A 26,782-nucleotide genomic window follows, 5' to 3' on the forward strand; every position below is an offset into this window, starting at 1 on the left:
GTGCGCTGCTTCGCAGCGAAGCGCACGCCCTGCTGGGCGCCGCCGCCGACATGGGCGGCGCCTTGCAATTGGCGCAGCTGCTAGGCTGGCTGCGCCTCACGGGCGCTGTCGCCGCCGAGAGCACCCGGCGGCGGCGCGAGTGCCGCTGCAGGCGATGCGGCAGCGGCGAAGCGCACATGCACCGCACGGCTTGCGCTGCGTGCGGGCGCATGTGCGCCTATTGCTCGGCATGCCTCACCATGGGGCGCAGCCGCGAATGCGAGCTGCTGGTGCTTGGCATGCCAACACCGCCAATAGCGGCCGGCACGACCAACCCGGCCGCATTACATAAGTGGCAGCTAAGCCCCGCGCAAGCTGCCGCCACAACAGAAGCGCTTCGGTTCATCGAAGCGCCTAACCATCCCAACCAGCCCCAGAAACAATTCCTCCTCTGGGCCGTCACCGGCGCCGGCAAGACGGAGATGATATTCCCGCTAGTCGAATCTATCTTGCAGCGCGGGGGGAGGGCGCTGATCGCCACGCCGCGGCGGGATGTCGTGATTGAGCTGGATCCTCGGATCCGGAGAGCTTTTCCGAGCGCGAGTGTCGTTACTTTGTATGGAGGAAGCGAGCAACGCTGGGAAGCGGGAGATATCACCCTTGCTACGACGCATCAGCTGATGCGGTTTTCGGAAGCTTTTGACCTCGTTATCATTGACGAACTTGATGCTTTTCCTTACCACGGCGATCCGATTCTGCATTATGCCGCCGACAATAGCCGCGCGCCGCATGCGCCCAAGCTGCTCCTGTCCGCAACGCCTCCAATCGACCTTCAGCGCAAAGCCCGGAGCGGGCAGCTGCCTCATGCAAGAGTACCGGTACGGTATCATCGGCATCCGCTGCCTGTACCGAAGCTGCTGCGAACGCCGCCCGTCGCCAAACTTCTTCAAAGCAAAAAAATACCCAAACTATTGCTGGCGGCTCTCAACCACTCCCTTAACAGAGGCGCTCAACTATTTATTTTTGTTCAGCGCATTTCGCAGGTTGAGCCAATGGCCAAACTCCTGGGCACGGTACTCAAGCAACCTGCGGTAGAAGGCACCTCATCCCAAGATCCGCTTCGGGCCGACAAAGTAAGCCGGTTCCGCAGCAGCGATATTCGGGTCCTTGTTACCACAACAATCTTGGAGCGGGGAGTAACCATACCGCGAAGCGATGTTTATATTCTTGATGTAGACGGACGGTTGTTCGACGAAGCATCGCTTGTACAGATGGCGGGGAGGGCGGGACGTTCGGGCGAAGATCCTAACGGTTTTGTTTATTTTTGCGGGAGAGAGCGCACCAGGTCCCAACTCTCCGCTGTGCGCCAAATTCGCGGGATGAACCGAATTGCCCGCGCGAGGGGATACCTGCTGCCAGAGGTGAACCACGCCCCATGGTGGGACCGATGGATGAGGCGATAAATCGATCGCCGCATGATTTTATAACCCTTCAAAAGGAGGTGCCGAGCCACATGCGACCATTCATTAAGCAACTCCTAAAGCGCTCCGGGGAGCTGCGCCACACGATACAATTTTTAAACCCTAACGCGAGAGAATGCCCTTTTTGCGGAAAAAGCTTAAAAAATTCACAGTCACTCCCACCTCAATCTTCCGAAGGGCAAGCGCAAAAAGCTTACCTTTCCTATTTACCGCCAACGTTTCCCCGTTCCGTCTGCTCCTCCTGCTTTGCCGCCATACCATGGCTCACGCCGATCCAATGTGGCAAATGCGGAAGGGGAATCCCTTGCCCGGATTGTATCCGGTGGACGGATGCCAAGTTTATGGCGAACCGAAGCGCCGTTCAATACAGCAGCGAGATGAGAGAGTGGCTCGCCCAATACAAATACCGCGGGAACGAGAAGCTAGAGCCGCTGCTTGCCCAAATGATGTTCCCTGCCTTTGCCGCCATTACTAAGGAGGCCGCCTCCCGAACCGCGTCGAATTCGCCGGCTACTACGGCTAGCATCGTTACTCCAGCATCTGTATGGGATGCCATCGCCTTCGTACCGGTTAGCGCGGAGCGGGCGGAAGAACGCGGATTTAACCAGGCGGAGCGGTTTGCGGCTATTTTGGCCAAGCAGAATCACATTCCGATATTTGATCTGTTGTTCCGGGAACGGCATACCGAGAAACAAAGTTTCAAGTCCCGCTCGGAACGAATGAAGGATACAAGGCGGTTATTTCAAGCAAAGCCGGATCTATTGTCCTTGTTACAGACACCAGCACAAGGCCGTCCCATTCGCCTTCTGCTCATTGACGATATCTACACAACGGGCAGTACAATTCAAGCCTGTTCAACCGCTCTGCACCAACAGAGCCAAGCTCCGCTCGCCATCTACGCGCTAACTTGGGCAAGATCCTAGCAATGGCTTATAAAGCCTTTACAAGATTACTAGTGCGAAAAATCCCATTTTCCGTTAAAATAACCCTAACTACTTTTTGATTGCTGGAATGGGGAATCGATGATGAATGTAGATAATTGTCCTCGGTGCGGTAAGCTTTATGCCAAAAACTTTCGAGACGTTTGTCCTGCGTGTATCCGGGAAATTGATAATGAATACGAATTATGCTCCAATTACCTGCGCAAGAATAAAGGTGCTATTATAACCGAGCTGCATGATGAGACGGGCGTTTCGATCAAGCAGATTACGAAGTTTATCAAAGAGGGCCGGATTTCGCTCCTGAACGCCCCGAATTTAATGTATCCGTGCGAAGTTTGTGGTACGCTGATTCGTGAAAACAACATCTGCGGCACATGCCGTGCCCGCCTGCTGAAAGATACGCAGCATATGAATGAAGATGACGCTCGCAACGCGGCTCTTCGCGCGCCGGAGAAGATTTCTTACAAAGGTTTGGACCAGTATAAAAACCGGTAAAATTAATCTTTTGACCCATAACTTGGCCTATTCATTTTCAAACTAGCCGAACCGATAATACTGTTACAAGGTTATCGGTTTTTTTCTATTTGCAAACTAAAGGGGTGATTATCCATGAAGATAAATGAAACGAATCGGATCGGCGCATATAACTACTACCAGAAGCAGATGGAGCAACGGGTTGACGCTGCGAATAAGAAGAAGCAGAAGGATAGCGTACAGATTTCCGCGGAGGCCAAGGAAATGCTCTCGACCAGCCAAACGAACAGTCCGGAGCGCCAGAAGCGCCTAGAAGAACTGAAGCAATCCATTTCCGCCGGTACATACAAGGTTGACGCCGGCAAACTCGCAGACAAGCTGCTCCCGTACTTGAAGGGTGATGAATAGATGAACGAGCATATCCGTCAGATATTGCTTACTTTACAAGAACTGCTGGGTGCCCACAAGGAACTGATCCAGCATGCCAACGAGAAGACGCAAGCCATTCGCGCGGAGAATGTGGAAGCGGTATCGCTTATTACGAGCCGCGAGAAGAAAAGCGTGCAGCGCATCGTGGAGCTGGAACAAACCCGTCTGCTCCAGGTCGGAAGATTTACGGTGGAGCAGGGGCTTCGCAATATGCGTTCCCTGAAAATGGAGAAGCTGATTCAGATGGTATACCATGCGGAGCAAAAGCTGGAGCTTCAGCACATGTGGCGGCAGCTGTCCGCTGCGATTAAAGAGCTTCAAGACGTAAATACGTTCAATCAGCAGCTGGTTCGGATGAATCTGGATTACCTGCAATTTACGCAGGATCTGCTGCTTGGTGCCCCGGAAGACGAGGTTACCTATCACCGCGCCGTGCAAGGCATGAATGTGCAGCGTGCTAGTCGTTACAATCTCAAGACTTAGGAAGAGAGAGGACAAATTGCGATGACATCCACATTTCATGGTCTGGAGACGGCCAAACGCAGTATTTTCACGACGCAGACGGCGCTTAACACTACCGGCCATAACATTTCGAACGCAAATACGGCCGGCTACTCCCGTCAGCGGGTTAACTTTTCGGCAGCTCGTCCGATCGAGGCTTATGGCTTTACGCATTCCACGGCAGCCGGCCAATTGGGTACGGGCGTTGAGGCTACTTCCATTACGCGCGTAAGGGACAAGTTCCTCGACAACCAGTTTTACAGCGAGTACAAATGGCTTGGAAACTATACGGTTCAGTCCGATACGCTCGATAAACTCGAGACCATCGTTAACGAACCTAGCGACACGGGTTTGCAGACCGTAATCTCGAACTTCTGGAACAGTTGGTCGGACCTAAGCAAGACGCCGGAAAGCTCCGACGGACGCGCCGTACTGGTTGAGCAGACGAAGGCTATGATGGACGCTTTTAACTATACCTCGAAGCAACTCACTGACTTAAAATCCGACTTGACGGAAAATGCGCAAATTAACCTCGATAATCTGAAGTCGATAGCGAGCACTATTGCGAACTTGAATGGACAAATTCAGCGTATCGAAGGAATCGGCGACGATGCCAATGACCTTCGTGACCAACGCGATGCTCTTGTCGACGAATTGTCCGGACTTGCCAACATCAAGGTGTCTGATTTATCTGACGGTTACACCATAACCATGGGCAATATGACGCTAGTTGCAGGTAAATCCGCAGACGGGTCAAAAGATTTGACGCTTAGCGATATGGAAACCGCGATGACAAACGGGGATTTGAATAACGGCGCCATTTACGGGACCCTTCAATCCCGCGACAAATACGTGCAAGGCTACATGGACCAATTGGATCAAATGGCTAACACGATCGCCAACGGCGATATTCAAGTGACGATTCCGAAAGGTTCCGTTCTTCCGGAAGGTACGGTATTGAACGGTGTGACCTATACAGGGGCTAATCGTACATTAACGGAAGATTTGAGCGTTACGGTGCAAGGCCTTAACGGTTTGCATCAGCTCGGCTACACGATGAATGGCGAGCAAGGCGAGCCGCTCTTCACCGATGCAAATGGCAATACGGATAACTTGACGGCTGCCAACATCCAGCTCAATCCGAAGATTGCGGCAGATCCTACTTTGCTTGCAACTTCGATGAAAGTGACCATGAACGCCGATGGTACAGAGACGGTTGTTTCGGGGAACAATTCGATGGCCGTTCTCATGTCGCAAGCACGGGATACGAAGTTCGCTTTTGATGCTTCGGACAAAAATACGATCGGCGGATTTTTCCGGGCTGTCGTCGGACAATTAGGCGTTCAATCGAAGGAATTGCAACGTTTGCAGACTAACCAGCAAGCCATCGTTGACCAAGTAGACTCCCGCCGTATGTCGGTCAGCGGTGTATCCCTCGACGAAGAAATGTCCGATCTCGTGAAATTCCAACACGCTTATAACGCGTCGGCACGTGTAATGACCGTAATCGACGAAACATTAGACCGCATCATCAACAGCATGGGCCGCGTCGGCCTGTAATCTATTAGATCAAGCCGGAGGTGCAGCCACATGGCATTGCGCGTAACGCAGACAATGATGTCTTCCCAAATGCTCAGCAACATCAATCACAACTTAAACGGTATGAACAAGCTGCAAAATCAGCTCTCCACGGGCAAAGCAATCAACAAACCTTCCGATGACCCGGTAGGTATCACTTTCGCTTTGCGCTATCGCGGCGAGATTTCATCCAATGACCAGTATACCGACAATGCCGATGCAGCTATGTCTTCCCTAGAGTACATGGATACGACAATCGGACAAGCAACCGACATCGTTCAACGGTTCCGCGAGCTGATTGTAAAAGGTGCAAACGGTACATTAGAGCAAACGAGCCTAGACGCTATTAAGACAGAAGTATCACAGCTCTATAACCAGATGGTCGAGATTGGTAATGGCCAATTCAACGGAAAGCAAATGTTTAATGGTGAACAGACAGGCGTTAAGCCATATTCCGCTATTGGTTTGGATCAAGCAATTGATCCACTCGCGGTGCCACCACAAACAAAAGCATCCAGCAACCAGACAGACAACGGAAGCATTAATTATGAATTATCTCCAGGTATGACTATGGAAGTGAACATGACTGGTAATGAAGTGTTTGGTGAACCGGTGACCGATCCCAACGATACTAGTAGTGATAATTTGTTCCAACTTATGCAGCGTGCTTACGACATGTTAGGTTCAGGTGATCAAACAGGATTAAGCGGTTTGCTCGGCCAGATTGATACACGTATGGATTCTATGCTAACTGCAAGGGCACAAATAGGTGCACGTGTTAATCGTGTGGAAATTATCCAAGGTAGACTTTCCGATGTAGATACCAATCTTCAGTCGATGCAACAAAAAGTAGAAGATGTTGACATGGCTCAGGCTATTACAAATATGACAACATTAGAAAACGTGTATCAAGCCTCTTTATCAGCAGGGGCAAAAATTATTCAGCCAAGTCTCGTAGACTTCCTCAGATAGGGTTGGTTCGATGAGCATAGGACAGATTCAAATTCATCAGCAACAAGCTTTGATTGGCATTCAAGTAAGACCGGCTGAACAACGAATTGAACAACCTCAAGCAACCATGGATATGCGCCAGATTCCTGCGACGCTTTCTATCCAGCAGCCAATGGGCGTTCTTGAAATCAATCAAGAGAGAGCATGGGATGGACTTGGACTTGCGAACAATCTTGAAGTTATGAGCCGAATCTATTCTCAGGCAAAGGAAATTGCATTACAAGGGATTTCTAGACGTATGCAGGAAGGGCGACAACTTGGTGATATTGCACATGCAAAAAGCAATCCAATACCCGAGATGGCGAAAAACTGGCGTAAAGAAGGGCCAGAACTGCCTGTAGCAGGACCTGCATCCATTGATAACGTGGATGTTAGTTACACACCGGGCCAAGTGCAAATTTCTGTAGAACAAGGCGGTGTAGATTTGCGTGTTACGCCAAACCGTCCAATTCATGAATACACGCCTGGTAAGGCAGAAATTTATATGCGCCAGTATGGCTCCGTACAGATTACACCACCAAGTATTGATACTGTTTTATAATAGAGGTTTTACAAGTTTCATAGAATTAGGTTTAATAACTATAGGCGCTTATGTATATTTGCATATACGAGGCCTGTAGTTTTCTTTTTATACTGAAGTGAAGAGGGGATTCGATTGACTACCTACCAGTTCGATAACGGAATACCTGGTTTTGAGCATCTGCGTCAATTTGTATTGTCTGAAGTTGATGGGGGAATGCCCGTAAGACTGATGCAATCCGTTGAGGATGAGAATATAACGTTTCTTATTGCCAGCCCCTTTTACTTTTATAAGGACTATGAATGGGATTTGCCGGATTCCGTCGTACAAGAGTTGAAGCTTCGGGGCGAGCAAGATGTTGAAATCTGGTCCGTCATTACATTAAATAAAGATTCAAATAAATCAACGATTAATTTGTTGGCGCCAATCGTCTTGAATACAGCGACGAATACGGGCAAGCAGCATATTATTCATGACAATGTTTATAGCTCAAGAGCGCCGCTATATCAAGCCTAAGGAGGAGCGTTATGCTCGTATTATCCCGTAAGACTGACGAATCGATTATGATTGGCGGCAATATTGAGATTATCGTGCTTGGTGTCGAGGGCGAGACGGTAAAGCTGGGTATTCGCGCTCCCAAGGATATTGAAATATTCAGGAAAGAATTGTATATGAACATTCAAGCTTCCAATCGGGATGCAGTGAGTAGTTTACTGGATCTAAATGATGTTGTTCGGTTGTTGAAACGTTGAAACAAAATCGTTCTGACCAATAAAAAAAATAGAAATTTTTGTTTTTCCTCTATAAAATTCCACGAATGCTGTCGATATAAATAATAAGCGCGGGGGAGGGGCGGCCGACCCTTTCACCGTAAGCTTCCGCAAGGATGCGGAACTAACAGACATTCAGGGAGGAAATAACAAATGCGTATTAATCACAACATTGCAGCTCTTAACACTCTGAGCTCGCTGAACAACGCTTCTAGCGCTCAATCCAAATCGATGGAAAAACTGTCTTCCGGTCTTCGTATCAACCGTGCAGGTGACGATGCAGCTGGTTTGGCAATTTCCGAAAAAATGCGCGGTCAAATCCGCGGTCTGGACATGGCTTCCAAAAACTCGCAAGACGCTATCTCGTTGATTCAAACTGCTGAGGGCGCATTGAACGAAACTCACAGCATTCTGCAACGTATGCGTGAACTTGCAGTTCAATCTTCTTCCGACACAAACACTGTTGAAGATCGCAAAAACCTGCAAGAGGAAACGAATCAATTGGTTCAAGAAATTGATCGTATTTCCACTACAACAGAGTTCAATACACAAAAACTTCTGAATGGCGGTTTCAAAGGTACGTTCCAAATCGGTGCTAACGAAAGCCAAACTTTGAATTTGTCTATTGGCAAACTTGATTCTGCTGCATTGGGACTGACTGGCACTTCCACTTTGGAATCTGGAGTTGCGGTTACTGCTAACACTCTTAAAGATGGTACTTATACTGTAAGCGGAACAAACCTTCTGGACGCAGACGGTAATACGGTTGGAACGATTGCTGCTGCTGGCGTTGTGAAAGATGCAGCTGGTAATACAGCTATTGACTTTACTAACGACGTAGCTGACAAAGCAGTTATTCAAATCAGTGGCGGTAAAGCTGAATTGAAACAACAATTGACCGCTAACGGTGCAAAATTAGCAGCTGGCAATTATGAAATTGCTGGTACTAATGTACTGAAAGATGGCCAAATTGCTGGAACATTTGCTGCTGGTAATATTACAATTAATAATCCAGATGGAACAACAACGAATGTTGCAGCTGCTGACATCGGACAGACAGCAGCCCTTGCTTCTGGTAATAAATTCACTATCAATGGTTCGGACATCTCGACTAGAGCTTCTGCGTCCGGCAGCATTACATCCATTGATAAAGCAATTAACCAAGTTTCGGCTGAACGTTCGAAGCTAGGTGCAGTTCAAAACCGCTTGGAGCACACGATCACTAACCTGAACACGTCTTCCGAGAACCTGACTGCTGCTGAATCCCGTATCCGTGACGTTGATATGGCGAAAGAAATGATGGAGCAAACGAAGAACTCGATCCTTGCACAAGCTGCTCAAGCAATGCTTGCTCAAGCTAACCAACAGCCGCAAGGCGTACTTCAACTTCTCCGTTAATCTTTATCATAACGGAATAAAAAGAGACCTTAGGCAACTAAGGTCTCTTTTTTATAGGGTTTACATGTGAGGTGCCTATAATATTCGTAATTTATTTTGCCGATATAATAGGTAACATTAATCTGGCAGGAGGAAAATTCGTATGAGTTCAAATCTTTCTATCTCAGGTTCGAATTTTCCATCGGAACGAATTCCAGCATCAGAAGCACCTAAAAACACACCAAGTAAAGAAGCGTATGCGGAATCCTCGGTACAGATGGAAGCAGTTAATCCAGGAACTCGTAATTACACCAGCTTTGCAGATGTAAAGGTGGCTGAGTTACAGGGAGAAAAGATTAGCGTTGGAGAACAGCAATTATTTAAGAATATCGAGCAAGCTGTTAAGGCAATGCGAGGCAGACCAACAGAACTGCAGTTTGATGTGCACAAACAAACTCACCTTGTCGCAGTAAAAGTGAAGGATAAAGAAACGGGGGAAGTATTAAGAGAGATCCCACCGGAGAAATCTCTGGACTTTATCGCAAAACTTTGGGAAATGGCAGGCTTAATTGTAGACGAGAAAAGGTAATAATCAGGAGGGATTAAAGTGAGTACTTTACGTGTAACCGGATTAGCATCGGGTATGGATTATGAGAGCATGATAAAGCAATTAATGGATGCCCAACGTGTGCCATTAGATAAGCTCAATCAGAAGAAACAGATTAATCAGTGGAAGCAGGACGATTATCGGGCGATTAACAACAAGATCCTGGATTTCAAAAATACTGCATTTGATATGAAGCTGCAATCCGGTTACTTGACGAAAACGACTTCTTCCTCTAATACAAATGTCGCTACTGTAACTGGTACAGCTGTTGCGATCGAAGGATCGTATACCTTGCAAGTTGATCAGTTGGCCAAAGCGGCAACATTGAAGAGCGGTACTTTATCGGGATCAACAGTTGGCAAGGATACAACTATTACCCTAAATGGCGTTAATATTGAGGTTAAGAGTTCAGATACCTACCAGAATCTTGCTGATAAGATTAACATGGAGTCTTTGAAAACGGGTGTAAAAGTAGCTTATGATTCTACTTTAAAGACGATGTTCTTCTCTACTTCTAAAACAGGTGCGGCTTCAGACATCGATCTGAGAGGTGCGGATGTAGGAACGATTCTAGGTCTGACTACTAGCACAACGGCTGCTACTACAACAGGGAGTGTGCAACTGGCAACGGATACTTCATTAACTTCCTTTGCAGGCAAAACATTCTCTATGAAAATTGGTGGTCAAGAGTACAAGGTAGACCTTTCCGCTACTTCAACTGTTGGAGATCTGGTTTCAAAGATGAATGATTCGCTTAAGAACACAGGTGTTTCTTTGTCTTTGAACTCCACTGGCAACCTGGTTATTGATAATCCGGATAAAAGTAAAACAATTGATTTCACTACAGGTTCTGACGTTGGTGTACTAGGTGCATTGGGATTGGATGCTGCTGCGCCTGTTGATGCAGCGCCTTCTATATACAAACAGGGTCAAAATGCAAAGGTGTTGTTTAATGGCGTAGCCGGTGAATATGATTCAAATACCTTCACAATCGCTGGTCTTAATATTACGGCGAAGGCTGAAGGATCCGATGTAACAAATATTGGCGTTACGCAGGACGTTGACTCTGTATTCGACAAGATTAAATCCTTCGTCGATAAGTACAATGATCTGATTAGCTCAATTAACTCGGAGTTATCTGAAGAGAAGTATCGCGATTATACTCCACTGACAGACGCTCAGAAGAAAGAAATGACGGACGATCAGATTAAACAATGGGAAGATAAAGCTAAAAGTGGCATGCTTGCTAACGATTCGGTACTAACAAGCAGCCTATATTCAATGAGACAAGCTCTATCTTCCTCAGTTAGCGGCTTGGCAACCGGACAATTAAAGAGCTTGTCCGATATCGGAATTTCGAGCTCGCTAATAAGTGGGGGTACAGTCAGCGGTAGCTACTTGGATAAAGGTAAGTTGTACATTGACGAAACAAAACTAAAACAAATGATTTCGGAGAAGCCGGATGAAGTAATGGCTTTGTTTAACGCAGATGATAAGGATAGTAAGTCTTCTGCTGGAGATGGTATTGCAACACGGCTTTATAATCAAGCAACTGATATTTTTAATCAAATTGTTGATAAAGCGGGTAAAAGTACATCCGTAAAAAATACGTATGTATTAGGCAAAGAATCGCTCGAATATGACAAGCAAATTTCAGCTCTCCAAACTCGTCTCGACGATATGGAGACACGCTATTACAATCAGTTCACTGCAATGGAGAAATACATCAGTCAAATGAACTCGCGCAGCTCAAGCTTGGCTTCGCTGCTTGGTTCCTAGGAGGCTAAACCCATGCAATACCAACCGCGCAACCCATACATGCAGACATCGGTTCAGACCGCTAACCCGGCTGCTTTGCTTATCATGCTTTATGACGGCGCGATTCGTTTCTGCCGCCAGGGCATTGAGGCAATTAATGAGCAACGGAATGCGGATGCGCATACGAGTCTCATGAAGACACAGGACATTATTAGTGAGTTCATCATTACGCTCGATCGCTCGAACCCGGTATCCGAGAGCTTGCTGCTGCTCTACGAATACTTCAAACAAAGACTGATTGAAGCCAATACCCGTAAAGAAACCGAACCGGCCGAAGAAGTGCTTGGGCACCTCCTCGACCTGAAGGCAACCTGGGTGGAAGCGGCCAAACAAGTCAATCAAATGGCGGGACAAGCTAATGGAAGCTCTTTTACAGCGACTCATTCAACTGTCGTCTAATTTGGTTGAGCGGTTGGACAACGCCGATCTGGAACAGATCGACAACTACATGCAGCAGCGAGAAGAACTGTTCCGGGAGCTGGAGCAGCTGGTCGTCCCGGCGGAGCAAATGGCCGTGCTCCGCCAGGAGGCCGACCGGTTAATTTCCATAGAGTCCGTCATCGTTGCTAGAATGGTAACTTTGCGGGACGAAGCGAAGCAACAATGGGAGAAAATCCAGCAGGGACGCCGTTCCCAGGCCCGTTATGACTCGGCATACGGCGGCGGAGATAGCCTCTTTTTTGACGCAAGAAGGTAGACTTTTAGGGCGTAAAAAAATAATGTATTCGCTTACAAGGAAATATTGACAATAGTGTGTCAGTGATGGTATATTCGACTTGTGGGCCATAACATAACTTAGACGCCTCACAGTATTTGAAGATGAAGGGACTGTTTATGTATGCAAGGTAAAGTTAAATGGTTTAACGCAGAGAAGGGTTACGGATTTATCGAGACTGAACAAGGCGGCGACGTATTCGTTCATTTCTCCGCAATCCAAGCTGAAGGCTTCAAAACACTCGAAGAAGGCCAAGCGGTTGAATTCGACATCGTAGAAGGCGCTCGCGGTCCACAAGCTGCAAACGTAGTCAAACTGTAATCATTCAGGCTGACTCATTCAGCCACATTATATGGTTCGATTGACAAGTGCCTATTCTAAGCTCCGGGAAACCGGGGCTTTTCATTTTTTATATAGGTTTCATTTATTCCCTGCAGGGTACATATTAATGAAGAAACAGATTTTATATCGATCGGCCGATTATATTATCTGAAAATTCATAATAAATAAAAAACTATTTTGAATTAGGCATCCGCATATGTTATAATAAGAATACGTAAAGGAGGAATGCCCCATGAAATACATCATTCGAGGTCATCGTTTTCAAGTGACAGAAGCTTTACGAGAGTATGCTGTGAAGAAGATTAGTCGATTGGAAAAGTATTTTGAAGCACCAACCTCCGAAACAACCGTAACCTTGTCCGTAACGAAAGGACAACACGCGGTTGAAGTAACCATCCCGCTAGTGGGCGTCATGCTCAGGGCGGAAGACAAAAGCGAGGATATGTACTCCTCCATCGATGTCGTGGTGGACAAACTGGAACGTCAGATCCGCAAGCACAAGACGAAGCTGAACCGCAAGTTCAGGCATGAGAGCGGCGTCAAGACTCTGTTCAAGGAAAGCATGAGCCAGACGGCCGTGTCCGTATTGGACGAGGAAGAGGAGCTGGAAGTCGTTCGGACGAAGCAGTTCTTGCTGAAGCCGATGGACGTGGAAGAAGCGATTTTGCAAATGAACATGGTTGGACATAATTTCTTCGTATTTTCCAATATTGATAACAAGGAAGTGAATGTTGTTTATAAACGAAGCGACGGGAAATATGGTCTAATCGAGCAAGTCTAACATACTGAAAACAGCCATTTTTACTACAATCATACATTAACGATGCCAACGAAGGCCTTTTCTCTGAACAGGGAAAAGGCCTTTTATGTGAAAGTATACATGCTTATTGCTGGAAATGAACGCGATGCGTTGCGGGCGTCTCTACAAACTGTTACAATTTAAGGCAAACAGGCGTATTAACGAAAGGGGAAGACCATGCTCGGACTAGTGAAAAAAATATTCGGTGATGCGAACGAGCGCGAGGTCAAGCGTCTCACGCGTACGGTAGAAGAAATTAACGGACTGGAGTCCAAGATCTCTCCGTTGTCGGACGAAGAGCTGCGTAATAAAACGGAAGAATTCAAGGCTCGTCTTGAGAAAGGCGAAGACATTGATTCGATCCTGCCGGAAGCATTTGCGGTTGTGCGCGAAGCGTCGAAGCGTACGCTTGGCATGCGCCATTTCGACGTACAGCTGATGGGCGGTATGGTGCTTCACGAAGGCAAGATCGCAGAGATGAGAACCGGTGAAGGTAAAACGCTCGTGGCGACCCTTCCAACGTACTTGAACGCGCTGCAAGGCAAAGGCGTTCACGTCATTACGGTCAATGATTACCTGGCATCCCGCGATAGCCAGATCATGTCCGAACTGTATAACTTCCTTGGATTGACGGTTGGCTGTAACTTGCATGGCCTGACGCATGAAGAGAAGCAAGAAGCTTATGCATGCGACATTACTTACGGAACTAATAATGAGTTCGGCTTTGACTATTTGCGCGATAACATGGTGCTCTACAAAGAGCAAATGGTTCAACGCCCGCTTTATTATGCAATCATAGACGAAGTGGACTCCATTCTGGTCGACGAAGCGCGTACACCGCTGATCATCTCTGGACAAGCACAGAAGTCGACGGAGCTGTATTTTGCCGCAGACCGTTTTGTGAGCCGCTTGAAAGAACAAGAGGACTACACGGTTGATATTAAGCTTCGCAACGTTACGCTGACGGAAGCAGGCGTTGAGAAAGCGGAGAAAGCGTTCAGCATCGAAAACTTATTCGATCACGCGAACGTAACGCTGAACCACCATGTGCAACAAGCGCTTAAAGCGCATGTCATCATGAGACGCGACGTGGATTACGTAGTTAATGAAGACGAAGTGGTTATCGTTGACGAATTCACGGGCCGTCTGATGGCTGGCCGCCGTTATAGCGACGGCTTGCATCAAGCGATCGAGGCGAAAGAGCAGTTGAAGGTTCAGAACGAGAGCATGACGCTTGCTACGATCACGTTCCAGAACTACTTCCGTATGTACCGCAAGCTGTCCGGAATGACCGGTACGGCGAAGACGGAAGAAGAAGAGTTCAAACGGATCTACGGTCTCGAAGTTATTCAAATTCCGACAAACCGTTCTTTGATCCGTAAAGATATGCAAGACGTGGTGTACAAGTCCGAGAAGGGCAAATTCAAAGCGGTTGTTGAGCAAATCGTGGAGAGCCACAGCAAGAACCAGCCGGTTCTCGTAGGCACGATCTCCATCGAGAACTCGGAGCTATTGTCCGAGATGCTGAAGAAACGCGGCGTTGCGCATAAAGTCCTGAACGCGAAGTTCCATGCGGAAGAAGCGGAAATTATCTCCCGCGCGGGTCAAGCCGGTTCGGTTACGATCGCGACGAACATGGCGGGACGCGGTACGGACATTTTGCTCGGCGAAGGTGTTGCGGATCTGGGCGGTCTGCATATTATCGGTACGGAGCGCCATGAGAGCCGCCGGATCGATAACCAGCTGCGCGGTCGTGCCGGCCGTCAAGGCGACCCGGGTTCCTCGCAGTTCTACCTCTCTCTTGAGGATGAGCTGATGCGCCGCTTTGGCGCCGAGAACATTATGGGTATGATGGACCGTCTCGGTCTGGAAGAAGATCAACCGATCGAAAGCCGCCTCATTACGCGTGCCGTTGAGTCCGCTCAGAAGCGCGTTGAGGGCAGCAACTTCGATACCCGTAAAGTCGTCCTGCAATATGACGATGTAATGAACCAACAGCGTGAGGTTATCTACAAGCAGCGCCGTGATGTACTGTTCTCCGACAACATCCGCGAGATTGTTATGGAGATGATCGTACCGGTTATCCAGCACGTGGTCGAAGCTCATACGGAAGGCGATATTCCGGAAGAGTGGGATCTGCAGGAAATTACGGAATTCATGAACTCGAACCTTCTCCCTGAAGATTCCTTGTCGAAAGACGATCTGTGGGGCAAAGAGAAGGAAGACATGATCGAGTTCATCAAGGATAAAGTCGTGGCTTACTACGATGAGCGCGAAGCTGAGCTTGGCGCCGAAACGATGCGTGAATTCGAGAAGGTTGTCGTATTGCGCGCGGTAGACAGCAAATGGATGGATCACATCGATGCGATGGACCAGCTCCGCCAAGGTATCCACCTCCGTGCATACGGCGGTACGGATCCGCTTCGCGAGTATCAGTTCGAGGGCTTCGAGATGTTCAAGGAAATGATCTACAGCATCCAAGAAGAAGTCGCAAGATACATCATGAAGGCACGAGTAGAGAGCAACTTGGAGCGTCAAGAAGTCGCACAAGGCCAAACAACGACGAACAGCCCTGCGGAAGCGGAGAAACGCCCTGCTAAACGCGAAGAGCGTACGGGACGCAACGATCTTTGCCCATGCGGCAGCGGCAAGAAGTACAAAATGTGCCACGGGATGGGCAAATAACACCCGGCAAGGCCATTTTGCATAAGGTAACATACACGGTTAACGCGCCGGTCAGCCCTTAGCGGGCGAACGGCGCGTTTTATGCGGTCTGCACGGATTTGCCGTGGCCTGGCCGCGCATACTTAATTTTGAGGTGAAGCTACGCGATGATAGAAACAAACGTGAAACAGGATTTGCGTGAAGTGGCGAAGCGGCTCCAAGAACTCAGGGGGTCTCTTTGACTTAGATCTGAAGCTGGAGCATATCGCTAACTTTGAAGAGAAAATGACTGCACCTGATTTCTGGGACGATAATAATAAGGCGCAGGGCATTATTTCGGAGCTGAATGCGATCAAATCGGTCGTTGAGCATTATGAACGGCTGAATGCGGAATGCGAAGATCTGCAGACGTTAATTGAGTTGGCGGAAGAAGAAGAAAACGATGATTCGCTGCAAGCTGAGGTGGTCGGCGGAATTGCATCCCTTAACGAGAAGGTTAGCAGCTTCGAGCTGCAGCTGCTCTTGAATCAGCCGTACGATAAGCTGAACGCCATTCTCGAGCTTCATCCGGGCGCGGGCGGTACCGAGTCGCAAGACTGGGGCCAAATGTTGTACCGGATGTACACGCGTTGGGCGGAGAAACACGGCTTCAAGGTCGAAGTACTGGATTACCAGGACGGCGATGAAGCGGGCATTAAGAGCGTAACGATCTCGGTCAAAGGCTACAATGCTTACGGTTATCTGAAAGCGGAAAAAGGCGTTCACCGTCTCGTCCGTATTTCGCCGTTTGATTCGTCCGGCCGTAGACATACGTCCTTCGTGTCTTGCGACGTTGTGCCGGAAATTACGGAAGACATTGAAGTGGAGATCCGTTCCTTGGATCTGAAGGTCGACACGTACCGCGCAAGCGGCGCCGGCGGCCAGCACGTCAACAAGACGGAATCCGCGATCCGGATTACGCATATTCCAACGGGAATTGTCGTAGCCTGCCAGCAGGAACGTTCTCAGATTCAGAACCGCGAGCGCGCGATGAACATGCTCCGTTCGAAGCTTTATGAGCGGAAGATCGAAGAGCAGCAGAAGCACCTTGCCGAGATTCGCGGCGAGCAGTCGGACATCGCATGGGGCAGCCAGATTCGTTCGTACGTATTCCATCCGTACAGCATGGTGAAAGATCACCGGACATCGGTGGAGACGGGCAACGTTGGCGCCGTTATGGACGGCGACTTGGACGCTTTTATCGACGGTTACCTGCGCAGCCAGATCCACCACGATTAATCAACATTCATATGCATAGCTTTGGGGAAGAGCTCCAACACTTATATAAGGTTGGAACTCTTCTTTTTTGTGCGTAAACGCGGCATGCATACCTACAGAACAGACAGATGAGAGGCGGCATGGTGATCCATGGACAGCATGATGAACAACAATAAGAAAAATTCGAAGCGCAGCCGGCGTCCCGTAGGCGGCAAAGCCACGTCTATGGACGTGGTATGGACCTTTGTGCAGGTGATTATCGGTTCGTTTGTTGTGGCGCTTAGCTTTAATTTATTTCTAGCACCAAATGCGATCGCTTCCGGCGGTGTATCCGGCATATCCATCCTTGTGCAAAAAACGCTCGGCATTACGCCTGCCTACACGCAGTGGGCGCTTAACATTCCGCTCTTCTTCGCAGGATTGTTCCTACTTGGCAAACGGTTCGCGCTCAAAACGTTGCTAGGCACGATCGTGCTTCCTTTGTTCGTTCTACTTACGGCAGACTGGTCGCCGCCAACCGACAATATGCTGCTCGCGGCCATCTATGGCGGTATTGGCGTTGGGATCGGGCTTGGGATCGTATTCCGCGGACGCGGTTCTACCGGAGGACTCGATCTAGCGGCGCAGATCCTTCATCGTTATACAGGCATCCCGCTTGGACTAGCGGTAGCTTGCTTTGACGGCTGCGTCATTGCCGCATCGGGGATCATCGTATCGCCGGAAGCAGCGCTGTACGCCTTGATCGGATTGTTCGTCACGAGCAAAACGATTGATATTATTCAAAGCGGCATCCCGCTCTCGAAGGTTGCTTTTATTATTAGCGATCATGCCGATCTGCTGTTGAACGCTATTCTGCATGATCTCGACCGTGGAGCAACCAAGCTTGATGCGCATGGCGGCTATACGAACGAGAAACGCCAGGTTCTAATGGTGGTCGTTGGGCAGATGGAGGTAGCGAAGCTGAAACAGCTTGTGCGGGCCGTTGATCCAGGGGCTTTTGTCATCATCAGCAACACGGCCGAGGTGGTTGGACAAGGGTTCAAATCGGAATAAATTGTACATAAATTTTACGTTGTATTAATATGAATACGTCTGTATAATAATACGAAACGACGTATATTTCCATGAGCTTTGGATTCATGTAAAATATAGATTTAGATGATATACATAGGTTGAGCCGGAGACCTGTAGTCTGCTGGTTCAACTTATTTTAAGGGAGAGACGTTCATGAGCGAGAAACTAAAGGTTGCGATCGTCGGCTCTACCGGCTATGGCGGTATTGAGCTTATTCGTTTGTTGGCTAGCCACCCATTGGTGGACATTACATCGGTTATTTCCTCCTCGAGCGCAGGAATGCCGATTGCAGACTGGTTCCCGCATCTGACGGACATTCACACGGCATTGCTTGACGATGTGGATCCGCAGGCTATTAAGGCAAAAGCTGATCTGGTCTTCACGGCAACTCCGGCTGGCGTGGCAGCAAAGCTTGCTCCGCAGCTGATTGATGTTGGCCTGAAAGTGATTGATTTGTCCGGCGACTACCGTCTGCAGGATACGGCTTTATACGAGAAGTGGTATAAAAAATCACCGGCGGATGAGCAATACCTGAAGCAAGCTGTATACGCTCTCCCTGAGATTAACGGTGACAAAGCGGAAGGCGCTTCGTTTATTTCTAACCCGGGTTGTTACGTAACGTCCGCGCTGCTTGGACTTATTCCTGCTGTGAAGGCAGGTTGGATTGATCCGGCGACGATCATTATCGATGCGAAATCCGGCGTATCCGGTGCAGGCCGCGGCGCTAGCCTTGGCACGCATTACTCCGAGCTGAACGAGAACTTCAAAGCTTATAAAGCAAATGAACACCAGCACATTCCGGAGATTGAAATGATGCTGTCGGAAGCAGCGGGACAAGAGGTTGTGACGACGTTTACGCCGCATCTCGTGCCGATGACTAGAGGCATCTTGTCGACGATGTATGCTACGGTAAAAGGCGAGCATAACACCGCTGATTTCATCGAGCTTTACAAGCAATTTTATGAAGGCCGCCAATTCGTCCGTGTACGCAAAGAAGGCGTTCTGCCGATGACGAAGGAAGTTTGGGGCTCCAACTATTGCGATCTTGGCTTTAATTATGATGCAAGAACAGGCCGCATTACGATCGTGTCGGTCATCGATAACCTGGTCAAAGGCGCATCGGGGCAAGCGATTCAGAACATGAACCTGATGATGGGCTGGGAAGAAGGCCTTGGCCTGCAGTTTGTACCGGCATATCCTTGATTTAAACAGGAATTGAAAATTCATTATATTAATTCATTTCAAAATAGAGCATTTATTCATACGAGGTAAAGGGGATACGAGGGGAAATGGGACAGGTGCAAGCTAAAGCGCTGTATTCGGTCGTATCGGACGGATCGATTACAACTCCTAAAGGATTCAAAGCCGGTGGACTCCACTGCGGCCTTAAGAAAACAACCCGCCATGATCTTGGCGCAATTGTATGCGAAGTGCCTGCTGCCGCGGCTGGCGTATATACGACAAACGTGTTCCAAGCGGCACCTATCAAGGTTACGCGCGAGAGCATTGATTCGGACGGTTTCCTGCGTGCGGTAATCGTTAACAGCGGTAATGCGAACGCGGTAACGGGCAAGCAAGGCGAAGACGATGCCTACGAGATGCGTTCGCGGTTTGCGGAGTCTATTGGCGTGTCCGCAGATCAGGTTGCGGTCGCTTCGACGGGCGTAATCGGCGAGAACCTGAAGATGGATAAAGTACGCGCGGGCATCGATGCGCTTCCGGCACAGCTTGAAGCTGGCAATGATGCGGCAGACGGCTTCTGCCAAGCGATCCTGACCACGGACCTTGTTCAAAAAATGGTATGCGTATCGGTTGAAATCGACGGCCAGACGGTACATATTGCCGGCGCGGCAAAAGGCTCCGGCATGATTCATCCCAACATGGCGACAATGCTTGGCTTTGTGACAACGGATGCGGCTATCGGTAGCGAGGCGCTTCAATCGCTGCTTCGCGAAGCGACGAACTATACGTTTAACATGATTACGGTGGATGGCGATACAAGCACCAATGACATGCTGGTTGCAATGGCAAGCGGCCTTGCTGGCAACAGCGAGCTGACGCCGCAGCATGAAGGCTGGACTGCATTCTCCGCAGGCCTCCGCCATGTATGCGAAGTGCTGGCGAAAGCGATCGCCCGTGACGGCGAAGGCGCGACGAAGCTGGTAGAAGTGCAAGTGCACGGGGCAGTAAACGACGAAGCGGCTAACGCTATTGCGAAGACGGTTATCGGCTCCTCCCTTGTGAAATCGGCGGTATTTGGCGCCGATGCGAACTGGGGCCGGATTATTGCGGCCGTGGGACGTGCGGGCCAGCCGGTTAACCCGGATACGGTAGACGTTCGAATCGGCGATATCGTGACGCTGGAAGCTTCCCGTCCGGTTGCTTTTGACGAAGACGCGGCGCTGGAATATTTGAAGGGCGATACGGTTGTGATCCGCGTCGACCTGCATATGGACAATGGCACGGCAACGGCTTGGGGCTGTGACCTGACTTACGATTATGTCCGCATTAACGCGGCATACCGTACGTAACGCTAGGGCAGAGGAGAGCGGATTAAGAATGGCACAACGTTTTGTAATGAAATGCGGCGGCAGCACGCTGGCGGCGCTTCCCGATTCCTTCTTCGGCGAGTTGCGCGAGCTGCAGCAGTCCGGTGTTCATCCGGTTATCGTCCATGGCGGCGGTCCGGCGATCTCCGAGACGCTGACGAAGCTTGGCATTGAGACAGAATTCGTAAACGGACTCCGCAAGACGAATGACGCCGTACTCGATGTGGTCGAGATGGTGCTTGCGGGCCGAATCAATAAAGAGATTGTTCGTAAAATCCAGACTAACGGCGCCAAAGCACTTGGCCTCTCCGGCGTAGACGGCTTGCTGATTCAGGCGAAGCCGGTGGCAAACAGCGCGGAGATTGGTTTTGTCGGCGATGTAACGGACGTGAATGCGGAAGTGATCGAAGGCGTTATGGCAATGGGATATATGCCGGTTATTGCGCCTATCGGAATTGATGCGAGCGGCCAACGCTACAACATCAATGCGGATACGGCCGCTGGCGCCGTTGCTTCCCATCTGGGCGTTGAACAGATGATCGTGGTAACCGACGTGCCGGGCATTATGCGCACGGTTGAAGGCGAGAAGCGGGTGCTTCCTTCCGTAACGGTAGCCGAGATCGAAGAGATGATCGCAAGCGGCGAGATTTATGGCGGCATGATCCCGAAGGTGCGCGCAGCGGTGCAGTGCATCCAAGGGCGCGTGCGCGAAGTGGTTATTGTTAGCGGCGAAACGCCGGGCGTTCTGAGCAAAGCCGTACGCGAAGGCGGCGTAGGCACAAGGATCGTACAGGAATAGAGAAAGGTGGCTAATTCGATGAGCGACACGAAACTAGCGGCAGCACCTGAGCAATCCTTGCTGCCAACGTATGCCAGATATCCGATCACGCTTGTAAAGGGCGAAGGAAGCTGGCTGTGGGACGATAAGGGGAACAAATACCTCGATTTCATGAGCGGCATTGCGGTTACCAACCTTGGTCACGCTCCGCAAAAAGTGAAAGAAGCGCTTATGAAGCAGCTCGATGAGCTGTGGCATGTGTCGAACTTGTTCCGCATTCCGAACCAAGAGGAAGCAGCACAGCTGATTACGGCAAACAGCTGCGGCGATGCCGTCTTCTTCTGCAATTCCGGCGCGGAGGCGAATGAGGCAGCGATCAAGCTGGCACGCCGCTATCAGCAGAAAGTACAGAATAACGGACGATTTGAAATTATTACGTTTGCGCAATCCTTCCACGGCCGGACGCTGGCAACTCTGACGGCTACCGGACAAGAGAAGGTGAAGGAAGGTTTTGCTCCTTTGCCGGAAGGATTCAAATACATCCCTTACAACGATATCGATGCGTTGAAGGCGGCGATCTCCGATCAAACAGCGGCCGTCATGCTCGAAATGATCCAGGCGGAAGGCGGTATTCTCCCGGCTGATCAGGCGTTTGTTCAAGATCTGGTGAAGTTGTGCGAAGAGAACGGCATTCTGCTCATCGTTGACGAGATCCAGACGGGCATGGGCCGTACGGGCAAATTGTTCGCTTATGAGCATTATGGCATCGAGCCGGATATCTTCACGCTGGCAAAAGGCCTCGGAAGCGGGTTCCCGGTTGGCGCGGCGGTAGCGAAGGAACAGCTTCGCGAAGCGTTTGGCCCGGGCAGCCACGGTTCTACCTTTGGCGGTACGCCAATTGCGACGGCAGCGGTAAAAGCTACGATCGAACAGATGGTAGGCGAGCAGCTTCCCGAGCGCGCGGCTGAGATGGGCGCTTATCTGATCGATGAGCTGAAGAACGGACTCGCTGGCAACACTTTTGTGAAGGAAGTGCGGGGCCAAGGCCTGATCGTAGGCATCGAGTGCATCGAACCGGTTGCTCCGATTCTCGCGGCAGCCCAAGAGCAAGGCTTGCTCGTGATTTCCGCGGGTCCTAACGTGATCCGTCTTCTGCCGAACCTTTTGGTGACGAAGGAAGAGATCGACCAGGCAGTGGGAACACTAAAGCAATTGTTAACTAACGCGGTTAAAGCTTAATGGCTTGAAATAAATACAACATGCTTACGAAGTAAGAATCATCACAATCAGCCTTATCAGGCTAATTGGGTGACAATTCTTTTTAGGAGGGATATCTAGATGGTAGATACAGTAAAGGAAGATTTGGCCGCTAGTCTAAAAGGCCGGGATTTTCTTATGCTTCTGGATTACACGCCGGAAGAAATCCGGTACCTGGTTGATCTTGCGATCGATTTGAAGAAGAAACAAAAAGCAGGCGAGGTTTATCAGCCGCTGAAGGGCAAAACGTTGGGCATGATTTTCGAGAAATCATCCACCCGTACGCGTGTTTCGTTTGAAGTCGGCATCTATCAGCTTGGCGGCCAAGGGCTGTTCCTGAGCGGCAACGACCTTCAGATCGGTCGCGGCGAGCCGATTCTCGATACGGCGCAAGTATTGTCCCGTTATCTCGACGGCATCATGATTCGTACTTTCGCACACCGTACGGTTGTTGAACTGGCGCGTGGCGCAACAGTGCCGGTTATTAACGGCCTTACGGATCTGTCTCATCCGTGCCAGGCTTTGGCGGATTACCAGACGATCCTCGAGCACAAAGGCCGCCTCGAAGGGCTGAAGCTCGCTTACATCGGCGACGGCAACAACGTTGTTCACTCGCTTATGATGGGCGCAGCGAAGCTGGGCGTAGATATTTCTATCGCAACGCCGGAAGGTTACGAGCCGGATCCGGATCTGGTGAAACAGTCGATCGACAATGCGAAGGAAACAGGCGCACGCATTCATCTGTGCCGCGATCCGAAGGAAGCTGTCGCTAATGCGGATGTGATTTACTCCGACGTATGGGCGAGCATGGGGCAAGAAGCGGAACAGAAGGAACGCGAGCTTGCGTTCGCGAACTATCAAGTGAACGAAGAGCTGGCGAAATACGCGAAGAAAGATTACCTGTTCATGCACTGCCTGCCTGCACACCGCGGGGAGGAAGTAAGCGAAGGCGTAATCGACGGCGCGAACTCGATTATTTTCGATCAGGCGGAGAACCGTCTGCACGCGCAAAAAGCGATTATGGCAGCAATCATGTAGTTTCAATAAATCAAAGGGGTGCGAGGAGAAATTATGGCGAAGGAAAAAATTGTACTGGCCTATTCCGGCGGTTTGGATACGTCCATTATCTTGAAATGGTTGAAAGAAACTTACGATGCGGAGATTATTGCGTTTACGGCTGACATCGGTCAAAAAGAAGAGCTCGACGGCCTCGAAGCTAAAGCTCTTGCAACAGGCGCGTCGAAAGTATACATCGACGACCTGCGCGCTGAGTTCGCGAGCGATTTTATTTTCCCAATGTTCCAATCGGCAGCGCTGTATGAAGGCCAATACCTGCTTGGCACATCGATTGCACGTCCTCTGATCGCGAAACGCATGGTTGAGATTGCCCGCGCAGAAGGCGCTACAATGATCGCGCATGGCGCTACGGGCAAAGGCAACGACCAAGTTCGTTTCGAGCTTGGCGTAGCGGCTCTTGCTCCAGACATCAAAGTTGTCGCTCCTTGGCGCGAAGAGCGCTTCCGGGAAGAGTTCCCTGGCCGCGCGGAGATGATCGCTTTCGCTGAGAAGCATGGCATTCCTGTAACAGCTTCGGCTTCCAAGCCTTATTCGACGGACCGCAACCTGCTGCACATCAGCTTTGAGTCGGGCATGCTCGAGGATCCTTGGTTTGATCCAAGCGCAGAGTCCAACGAAGAAATGTACGTGTTGAGCGTGTCCCCGGAGAGAGCTCCGGATCAAGCTGAATACGTAGAGCTTACTTTTGAAGCAGGCAACTGTATCGCAATTAACGGCGAACAGCTGAGCCCGCTGCAAGTGATGGATAAATTGAACGAACTGGGCGGCAAGCATGGCGTAGGCCGCGTGGACATGGTGGAAAATCGTTTCGTTGGCATGAAGAGCCGCGGCGTGTACGAGACACCGGGCGGTACAATCCTGTTCACGGCCCACCGCAAAATGGAATCCCTGACCATGGACCGTGAAGTGATGAACCTTCGTGACTCCCTGATCTCGAAATACGCGCAACTCGTGTATAACGGCTTCTGGTTCGCGCCAGAACGTCTTGCGCTTCAAACGCTTGTGTCCGAGTCGCAAAAGAACGTTACGGGCGTTGTTCGCCTGAAGCTGTACAAAGGCAATGTGATCGGCGCCGGCGTGAAGAGCCCGGTAAGCTTGTACAATCCGGATATCGCTACGATGGAAGCAGATCCTTCCCAAGCGTACGACCAAGGCGATGCTACGGGCTTTATCCGCCTGAACGCGCTTCGTCTGAAAGTATCGTCCGGCGTTGAACAAAGCAAGAAATAATATAACCGAATAATCATTCAGGCCGTTAAATGTCCTTACATCTAGCGGCCTTTATGGCAATTTCGGGAGGGAGTGTACGAAGTGAGCAAATTGTGGGGCGGCCGGTTCACGAAGAAGACCGACCAATTGGTAGAGGAATATACAGCATCCATCATGTTTGACAAAGAGCTTGCCGAAGAGGATATCCAAGGCAGCTTGGCGCATGTCACGATGCTTGGCAAGCAAGGCATCTTGCCAGCAGACGACGTTGAGGCGATCAAAGACGGCCTGCACCGCGTGCTGCAGCGCATCAAACGCAATGATATCGAATTCTCCATTTCCGATGAAGACATTCATATGAATATCGAAAAAACGCTGATCGACGACGTTGGCCCGGTTGGCGGCAAGCTTCATACCGGCCGCAGCCGTAACGACCAAGTGGCAACGGACATGCACTTGTACTTGCGCAAACGCGTCGTGGAATTTGTGGACATGCTCCATAAGCTGCAATCCGCGCTGATCGAGCAGGCGAAAGCGAACATCGACACGATCGTGCCGGGTTACACGCATTTGCAGCGTGCGCAGCCAATCCTGTTCGCCCACCATCTGATGGCTTACGTGTCGATGTTTGGCCGCGACCTGGAGCGTCTGCAAGACAGCTACAAGCGCATCAACATGCTGCCGCTTGGCGCCGGCGCTTTGGCGGGAACAACATTCCCGATCGACCGCCATTTTGTAGCCAGCCAGCTGAAGTTCGACCGCGTGTACGAGAACAGCCTGGATGCGGTAAGCGACCGCGACTTCATCCTCGAGTTCTTGTCCCATGCGTCCATCATCATGATGCATCTGTCGCGTCTGAGCGAAGAGCTGATCCTCTGGTCGAGCACGGAGTTCCGTTTCGTTGAGCTGGATGACGCGTTCTGCACGGGCAGCAGCATTATGCCGCAGAAGAAAAATCCGGACGTGCCGGAGCTTGTCCGCGGCAAAACCGGCCGGGTATACGGCAACCTTGTTGGCCTCCTGACCGTCCTCAAATCCTTGCCGCTTGCTTACAACAAGGATATGCAGGAAGACAAGGAAGGCATGTTTGATACGGTGAAAACGATGCAAGGCGCGCTTCAACTGTTCGCACCGATGATCGCTACGATGAAGGTGAACAAACAGCAAATGCGCCAAGCCGTGAACCAGGACTTCTCGAACGCAACGGACATCGCCGACTTCCTCGTTGGCAAAGGCCTGCCGTTCCGCCAAGCGCATGAAGTCATCGGCAAGACGGTATTGTACTGCATCGAGCAGAACAAATACCTGCTTGACCTGACGCTCGAAGAGTTCAAGCAGTTCTCGCAGCTGTTCGACGACCGCATCTACAACGTGCTTCAGCCGGAGCAGGTTGTTAATGCCCGCAACGTCTACGGCGGTACCGCAAAAGTGCAGGTGGAAGCGGCAATTGCCCGCGCCGAGCAGGTGCTCGAACAAACCGCGGCTTGGGTCACCGAATTCGCCGAGAAAAGCCGTTAAGCGAATAGCCTGATTTAGCACGAAAAAGCTACCCGTTCCCGCCACATGGCTGGGAGG

General features: G+C 50.1%; 27 protein-coding genes. All 27 read left to right on the top strand.

Translation table 11 applies throughout. The features are described from left to right. Positions 1 to 1,442: DEAD/DEAH box helicase (locus QQK89_RS26095; protein WP_284241683.1), on the top strand; the 1,442-nt coding region annotated here is incomplete at its 5' end. Positions 1,443 to 1,801: 359 nt separating this feature from the next. After that, positions 1,802 to 2,383, top strand: a complete 582-nt coding sequence (locus QQK89_RS26100) for a ComF family protein (protein WP_284241685.1) — start codon at positions 1,802 to 1,804, stop codon at positions 2,381 to 2,383. 102 nt (positions 2,384 to 2,485) lie between these two features. After that, entirely contained in the window at positions 2,486 to 2,896 is a 411-nt protein-coding gene (locus QQK89_RS26105) for a TIGR03826 family flagellar region protein (protein ID WP_284241730.1), read from the top strand. Positions 2,897 to 3,010: 114 nt separating this feature from the next. Continuing rightward, the gene (gene flgM, locus QQK89_RS26110; protein ID WP_284241687.1) at positions 3,011 to 3,283 is read left to right on the top strand and encodes a flagellar biosynthesis anti-sigma factor FlgM; all 273 of its coding nucleotides are present in this window, start codon (positions 3,011 to 3,013) and stop codon (positions 3,281 to 3,283) included. Further along, positions 3,284 to 3,787: a flagellar protein FlgN gene (locus tag QQK89_RS26115; RefSeq protein ID WP_284241688.1), complete on the top strand. Its 504-nt coding sequence runs from the start codon at positions 3,284 to 3,286 to the stop codon at positions 3,785 to 3,787. 21 nt (positions 3,788 to 3,808) lie between these two features. Further along, on the top strand, positions 3,809 to 5,365 hold the full coding sequence (gene flgK, locus QQK89_RS26120) for a flagellar hook-associated protein FlgK (RefSeq protein ID WP_284241689.1): 1,557 nt from the start codon (positions 3,809 to 3,811) through the stop codon (positions 5,363 to 5,365). A gap of 30 nt (positions 5,366 to 5,395) precedes the next feature. Beyond that, positions 5,396 to 6,355, top strand: coding sequence for a flagellar hook-associated protein FlgL (gene flgL / locus QQK89_RS26125; protein ID WP_284241690.1), 960 nt, complete (start codon positions 5,396 to 5,398; stop codon positions 6,353 to 6,355). 10 nt (positions 6,356 to 6,365) lie between these two features. Continuing rightward, the gene (locus tag QQK89_RS26130) at positions 6,366 to 6,935 is read left to right on the top strand and encodes a DUF6470 family protein (RefSeq protein WP_284241691.1); all 570 of its coding nucleotides are present in this window, start codon (positions 6,366 to 6,368) and stop codon (positions 6,933 to 6,935) included. 114 nt (positions 6,936 to 7,049) lie between these two features. Next, on the top strand, positions 7,050 to 7,430 hold the full coding sequence (gene fliW / locus QQK89_RS26135; RefSeq protein WP_284241692.1) for a flagellar assembly protein FliW: 381 nt from the start codon (positions 7,050 to 7,052) through the stop codon (positions 7,428 to 7,430). Positions 7,431 to 7,441: 11 nt separating this feature from the next. Then, entirely contained in the window at positions 7,442 to 7,666 is a 225-nt protein-coding gene (gene csrA, locus QQK89_RS26140; RefSeq protein ID WP_284241693.1) for a carbon storage regulator CsrA, read from the top strand. Between the two features lie 171 nt (positions 7,667 to 7,837). Next, entirely contained in the window at positions 7,838 to 9,082 is a 1,245-nt protein-coding gene (locus QQK89_RS26145) for a flagellin (RefSeq protein ID WP_284241694.1), read from the top strand. A gap of 142 nt (positions 9,083 to 9,224) precedes the next feature. Continuing rightward, complete coding sequence (locus QQK89_RS26150) at positions 9,225 to 9,650, top strand: flagellar protein FlaG (protein WP_284241696.1); 426 nt, start codon at positions 9,225 to 9,227, stop codon at positions 9,648 to 9,650. 18 nt (positions 9,651 to 9,668) lie between these two features. After that, entirely contained in the window at positions 9,669 to 11,447 is a 1,779-nt protein-coding gene (fliD, locus tag QQK89_RS26155; protein WP_284241697.1) for a flagellar filament capping protein FliD, read from the top strand. Between the two features lie 12 nt (positions 11,448 to 11,459). Continuing rightward, on the top strand, positions 11,460 to 11,885 hold the full coding sequence (gene fliS, locus QQK89_RS26160; protein WP_284241698.1) for a flagellar export chaperone FliS: 426 nt from the start codon (positions 11,460 to 11,462) through the stop codon (positions 11,883 to 11,885). Further along, the gene (locus tag QQK89_RS26165; protein WP_284241699.1) at positions 11,845 to 12,183 is read left to right on the top strand and encodes a hypothetical protein; all 339 of its coding nucleotides are present in this window, start codon (positions 11,845 to 11,847) and stop codon (positions 12,181 to 12,183) included. The genes fliS and QQK89_RS26165 overlap by 41 nt, the downstream gene beginning before the upstream one ends. A 141-nt stretch (positions 12,184 to 12,324) precedes the next feature. Next, complete coding sequence (locus QQK89_RS26170; protein ID WP_015847290.1) at positions 12,325 to 12,522, top strand: cold-shock protein; 198 nt, start codon at positions 12,325 to 12,327, stop codon at positions 12,520 to 12,522. 253 nt (positions 12,523 to 12,775) lie between these two features. Next, positions 12,776 to 13,324 carry a ribosome hibernation-promoting factor, HPF/YfiA family gene (gene hpf / locus QQK89_RS26175; RefSeq protein WP_284241701.1) on the top strand — a complete coding sequence of 183 codons (549 nt, stop codon included), beginning with the start codon at positions 12,776 to 12,778 and terminating at the stop codon, positions 13,322 to 13,324. Positions 13,325 to 13,519: 195 nt separating this feature from the next. Further along, a complete protein-coding gene (gene secA / locus QQK89_RS26180; RefSeq protein WP_284241702.1) occupies positions 13,520 to 16,027 on the top strand; it encodes a preprotein translocase subunit SecA in 2,508 nt (835 codons plus the stop codon). A gap of 146 nt (positions 16,028 to 16,173) precedes the next feature. Then, positions 16,174 to 17,284 (top strand): peptide chain release factor 2 gene (gene prfB, locus QQK89_RS26185; RefSeq protein WP_284241703.1). Its coding sequence is split into 2 segments (ribosomal slippage): positions 16,174 to 16,245 and positions 16,247 to 17,284, totalling 1,110 coding nucleotides; the frame shifts between segments, so codons are not numbered across the junction. Between the two features lie 129 nt (positions 17,285 to 17,413). After that, positions 17,414 to 18,316 carry a YitT family protein gene (locus tag QQK89_RS26190; RefSeq protein ID WP_434481776.1) on the top strand — a complete coding sequence of 301 codons (903 nt, stop codon included), beginning with the start codon at positions 17,414 to 17,416 and terminating at the stop codon, positions 18,314 to 18,316. 174 nt (positions 18,317 to 18,490) lie between these two features. Then, positions 18,491 to 19,540 carry an N-acetyl-gamma-glutamyl-phosphate reductase gene (gene argC / locus QQK89_RS26195; protein ID WP_284241704.1) on the top strand — a complete coding sequence of 350 codons (1,050 nt, stop codon included), beginning with the start codon at positions 18,491 to 18,493 and terminating at the stop codon, positions 19,538 to 19,540. An 86-nt stretch (positions 19,541 to 19,626) separates the two neighbouring features. Then, entirely contained in the window at positions 19,627 to 20,868 is a 1,242-nt protein-coding gene (argJ, locus tag QQK89_RS26200) for a bifunctional ornithine acetyltransferase/N-acetylglutamate synthase (RefSeq protein WP_284241706.1), read from the top strand. 28 nt (positions 20,869 to 20,896) lie between these two features. Beyond that, complete coding sequence (argB, locus tag QQK89_RS26205) at positions 20,897 to 21,685, top strand: acetylglutamate kinase (protein WP_284241707.1); 789 nt, start codon at positions 20,897 to 20,899, stop codon at positions 21,683 to 21,685. Positions 21,686 to 21,703: 18 nt separating this feature from the next. Next, positions 21,704 to 22,903, top strand: a complete 1,200-nt coding sequence (locus QQK89_RS26210; protein WP_284241708.1) for an acetylornithine transaminase — start codon at positions 21,704 to 21,706, stop codon at positions 22,901 to 22,903. Between the two features lie 99 nt (positions 22,904 to 23,002). Further along, on the top strand, positions 23,003 to 23,959 hold the full coding sequence (gene argF / locus QQK89_RS26215) for an ornithine carbamoyltransferase (protein WP_284241709.1): 957 nt from the start codon (positions 23,003 to 23,005) through the stop codon (positions 23,957 to 23,959). 33 nt (positions 23,960 to 23,992) lie between these two features. Beyond that, on the top strand, positions 23,993 to 25,228 hold the full coding sequence (locus tag QQK89_RS26220; protein ID WP_284241710.1) for an argininosuccinate synthase: 1,236 nt from the start codon (positions 23,993 to 23,995) through the stop codon (positions 25,226 to 25,228). Positions 25,229 to 25,309: 81 nt separating this feature from the next. After that, on the top strand, positions 25,310 to 26,725 hold the full coding sequence (gene argH / locus QQK89_RS26225) for an argininosuccinate lyase (RefSeq protein WP_284241711.1): 1,416 nt from the start codon (positions 25,310 to 25,312) through the stop codon (positions 26,723 to 26,725). Positions 26,726 to 26,782: the final 57 nt, after the last annotated feature.

The organism is Paenibacillus glycanilyticus (genome assembly GCF_030161375.1).
Classification (GTDB): domain Bacteria; phylum Bacillota; class Bacilli; order Paenibacillales; family Paenibacillaceae; genus Pristimantibacillus; species Pristimantibacillus glycanilyticus_B.